Annotated in this window: 5 protein-coding genes; 3 read left to right on the top strand and 2 right to left on the bottom strand. The window is 51.2% G+C overall.

What is annotated here, in order from left to right; translation table 11 throughout:
* From lacNas_RS04820 to lacNas_RS04810, 3 genes are all read left to right on the top strand, one after another.
* Nucleotides 1-400, top strand: a 400-nt coding sequence (locus lacNas_RS04820) for a DinB/UmuC family translesion DNA polymerase (protein ID WP_444979751.1), incomplete at its 5' end; no start/stop codon positions are given.
* Nucleotides 393-761 carry a hypothetical protein gene (locus tag lacNas_RS04815; RefSeq protein ID WP_201331560.1) on the top strand — a complete coding sequence of 123 codons (369 nt, stop codon included), beginning with the start codon at nucleotides 393-395 and terminating at the stop codon, nucleotides 759-761. The genes lacNas_RS04820 and lacNas_RS04815, both read left to right, overlap by 8 nt.
* Before the next feature lie 81 nt (nucleotides 762-842).
* The gene (locus tag lacNas_RS04810) at nucleotides 843-2,327 is read left to right on the top strand and encodes a glycoside hydrolase family 1 protein (protein WP_201331559.1); all 1,485 of its coding nucleotides are present in this window, start codon (nucleotides 843-845) and stop codon (nucleotides 2,325-2,327) included.
* A gap of 148 nt (nucleotides 2,328-2,475) precedes the next feature.
* Here the strand turns inward: lacNas_RS04810 and lacNas_RS04805 are convergent, their stop codons facing one another.
* Nucleotides 2,476-3,768 (bottom strand): nucleobase:cation symporter-2 family protein, encoded by a 1,293-nt coding sequence (locus tag lacNas_RS04805; RefSeq protein ID WP_201331558.1) that lies wholly within the window; start codon nucleotides 3,766-3,768, stop codon nucleotides 2,476-2,478.
* Between the two features lie 29 nt (nucleotides 3,769-3,797).
* A partial coding sequence (locus lacNas_RS04800; RefSeq protein ID WP_201346649.1) for a type I phosphoribosyltransferase occupies nucleotides 3,798-4,176 on the bottom strand: 379 nt, incomplete at its 5' end.

The raw sequence follows: 4,176 nt of genomic DNA, 5'->3' as shown, positions 1-4,176 counted from the left end.
TTTGCTGGCCGGCCGGGTCAGCCTCTATGTCGGCTACGCTGACTATGAAGCCGATCCAGCTGGCTTCAGCATTCAAGAGAAGATCACGCCGACGGACGTTTCCAGCGATTTGGTGGCGAAACTCTGGGCGCTCTTCCGGAAGAAGTGGCGCGGGCAGGCCGTCAGACAGCTGGGCGTGACCTACAGCCAGTTGGTGCCGGCTGACTGCCAGCAGCTGACCTTTTTCCTTTCGCCAGGCGAGCAGCTCAAGCGGAAGAAATGGGACCAGGTAATCGACAAGCTGCGCAAGAAGTACGGCTTTGCCAGCGTCGTACGGGCTTCCAGCCTTTTGCCTGGCGCGACGGCAATTGCCAGAAGCCGCTTGGTTGGCGGCCACAATGGGGGCAACGCCTATGAGTAAGGAGTTTGACCAGCGGGTGACGGATTTTTTTGCCCGTTATCAAGACCGGGGGATGAAGAAGTGGGCGGGCTTTTTCTTAAGCGACCACACGGCCATGATCAACAAGGAGACGCAAGAGAAGATCGTGCCAGAGCGCTCGGAGATGAGCCAGGAGGAGTGCGCGCGGGTGCTGGCCCTGGCTTTTAGCAACCAGCAGGCGGTAATTGTTCAGCTTGGAGAAGTAGATGAAAACGGCAAGCGGCCGGAGGAAATAGTTGGCTTTGTCCGGGGCTATACGGAAGACAAGGTGGTTATCGATGAACATGTTATTGCTTTAGACAGCCTGCGCTGCGTCCTGCTTTTGCCTGGATCGGCTGATTAGACAGGACTAAAAAACTGAAATAGCGTTTTCAAAAATGGGTGCTATACTAAAAAAGTATGAAAAATACGGAGGAAATATAATATGACCGATACGAAATACACCTTTCCAAAAGGATTCTTGTGGGGCGGGGCAACTGCTGCCAACCAAATCGAAGGGGCCTGGAATGAAGGCGGTAAAGGCGTTTCTGTAGCTGACGTTCAGAAGTTCCGCAACCCTCAAGGCTTGAAGGAACTGAACAATATTAAAAAGAATACGGATATTACGGACGAGATGATAGAAGAGGCTTTGAAGTCTGACGATGAGACTCTTTATCCTAAGAGGCACGGGATTCATTACTACGAAAAGTATAAAGAAGATATCGCCTTATTCGCCGAAATGGGTTTTAAGGCCTACCGGTTCTCAGTCGCTTGGAGCCGGGTTGTTCCAAACGGAGATGATGACATTAATGAAGAAGGCCTGGACTTCTACAGCAATGTTGTCGACGAATGTTTAAAGTATGGGATTGAACCAATTATTACCCTTTCCCACTATGAACTGCCCCTGCACCTGGCTACAGCTTACAATGGCTGGAATGACCGGAGATTAATTGGATTTTTTGAAAAATATGTCCAAGCCGTGGTCGACCGCTTAGGTGACCGGGTTAAGTATTGGCTGACTTTTAATGAAGTTGACAGCATCTTGCGCCACCCCTTTATGACAGGCGGTCTGATTGAATCACGCTTTGAAAAAGATGAATTCCAAGAAGTCTTATATCGGGCCATGCACAATCAGCTGGTTGCAAGTGCCAAGGTCACTAAGTATATTCATCAGAAGTACCCGCAAAGCAAGGTGGGCTGCATGACTACTAAGCTGACTTACTACCCCTACACATGCAAACCAGAAGATGTTTTAGCCGTTCAGCAAAAGATGCGTCAAGTTTATGCCTTCGCAGACGTGCAGGTCTTTGGCGAATATCCGGCTTACTTAAGAGTCAAATTCCAAAAAGAAGGTATGGATGTTGGGATGACTGAAGAAGATAAGCAGGTCTTAAAGGAGAACACCGTAGATTTTGTTTCTTTCAGCTACTACCAATCATCTTGTATGGCAGCTAATGAAGCCGGCCTGGAATTAACTAGCGGCAATACTACCATTGGAGTTAAGAACCCTTACCTTCCTTCGAGTGAATGGGGCTGGCAAATTGACCCAATCGGGCTGAGAATCTCGCTGTCAGATCTTTATGATCGTTATCGCAAGCCTTTGATGGTTGTAGAAAACGGCCTTGGTGCCAAAGACATCCTGACAGATGATAAAAAGGTTCACGATGATTACCGGATTGCTTATTTTAAGGGCCATATTCAAGCTATGGCGCAGGCGATCAATGATGATGGCGTCGAATTGATGGGCTACACTACCTGGGGACCAATTGACTTATTGTCAAACTCAACTCTTCAAATGTCTAAGCGGTATGGATTTATCTATGTCGATTTAGACGATTTCGGTCAAGGAACTTATAACAGATATAAAAAGGATTCCTTTGATTGGTACAAGAAAGTTATTCAAACTAACGGGGAATCTGCATTTGAGTAGCAGGTGTACTACACGATCTCTGTATTTTTTACAGGGGTCGTTTTAGTTTGTTTGGAATTGATATGCCTTGTCTTTAATGGAGCTGTTGATGGCAAAATAAAAAGTCCCGCTTCAAAAGAAGGGGACTTTAGTTTAATTAATGTCAAAATCAGTTTTCTTCCAATCCCTTTTTGCCCTTAAAGATCAAGTTCAAAAGGACGGAAGAGATTGAAGCGATCACGATCCCGTTTTCCAGGAAGAGCTGCAGCTGGCTTGGCAGAGCCTGGAAGATGTTTGGGTAAACGGAGACGCCCAGGCCCAGACCCAGGGAGATGGCCACGATCAAAAGGTTGTGGTTGTCGCTGAAGTCGACCTTGAGCAGCATCTTGATCCCTTGAACGGCGATGGAGGAGAACATGACCACCATGGCCCCGCCCAATACGGCCGTTGGCATGATGGTGACCAGGGCGCCGACTTTCGGCAAAAGGCCCATGGCCATCAAAAGGCCGGCTGCCCAGTAGATCGGCCGCTTGGACCGGATGCCGGACAATTGCAGCAGGCCGACGTTTTGGGAGAAGGTGGTGTAAGGGAAGGTGTTGAAGAGGCCGCCGAAAATCTGGGCCAGACCTTCAGCCCGGTAGCCGCGCTTGAGGTCGTCTTCAGTAATGTCCTTGCCCAAAAGGTCGCCCAGGGCGAAGAAGACACCGGTTGATTCAACCATGGAAACCAGGGCGATGATCATCATGGTCAGGCTGGAAGACCATTCAAACTTCGGCATCCCGAAGTAGAAGAACTGCGGGAAGTGCAGCCAGGCAGCCTGGGTCACCGGGGTTAGGGAAACCATCCCCATGCAGGCAGCCAGCAGGGTGCCGACGATGAGGCCGATCAAAACGGAGATTGAAGCCAGGAAACCCTTGGCGAAGGCCTGCAGGGCCACGATCACCAAGATGGTGACGAAGCCGACCAAGAGGTTCTTAGGATCCCCGAAGTCTTTGGCGCTGGCAGTTCCGCCGCCGAGGTTCTGGATGCCGACCGGAATCAGGGTCAGGCCGATCGTGGTGATCAAGGTGCCCGTCACTACCGGCGGGAAAAGCTTCTTGATCTTGGAGAAGACCCCGGCGATCAGGAAGACGAAGATCCCGGCAACGATGATGGCCCCGTACATGGTGCCGATAGAGTACTTTTGCCCGATCATTTCCAAAGGGGCCACCGCCTGGATGGCGCAGCCCAGGACAACCGGCAGGCCGATGCCGAAGTAGCGGTTGCGCAGCAGCTGCAAGAGGGTGGCCAGTCCGCACATGAAGATGTCAATGGAGACCAGGTAGGTCAATTGCTCTGAGTTGAAGTGCAGGGCGTTGCCGATCAAGATCGGGACAGCCACGGCCCCGGAGTACATTGCCAAAAGGTGCTGCAGGCCGAGAACGAAGGAACGGCTTTGCGAAGGTTCTTGTGTTTGATCCATATTTATTTAATAACTCCCACTGTCAGTAACTAGTTGAAAATGACTTTCCCGTCGTTGAAGGCCTTGATGCTGGCCAGGGCCTCGAGCCGGTAGCCATGGTCGACCAGCCAGTCGTGGCCGCCCTGGAAGGCTTTTTCCACGACAACGCCCACGCCGACAACGGTGGCGCCGGCTTGTTCAGCCAGGGAGATCAGGCCCTTGGCTGCTTCACCGTTGGCCAGGAAGTCGTCGATGACCAGAATCCGGTCGCTGGCGTCAAGGAACTTGGCCTCAACGGAGATGGTGTTGGTCACCTGCTTGGTGTAGGAGAAGACTTCAGCCGTGTAGACGTCGTCAGTGACGGTTGAAGGCTTCTTTTTTCTGGCAAAAACCATCGGCACGCCCAGGCAGTAGGCCGCCATGATGCCA

Origin of the sequence: Lactobacillus nasalidis (assembly GCF_016587775.1) — a bacterium.
In the GTDB taxonomy this organism is placed as follows: Bacteria; Bacillota; Bacilli; order Lactobacillales; family Lactobacillaceae; genus Lactobacillus; species Lactobacillus nasalidis.
This window is presented reverse-complemented; position numbering and strand designations above follow the sequence as displayed.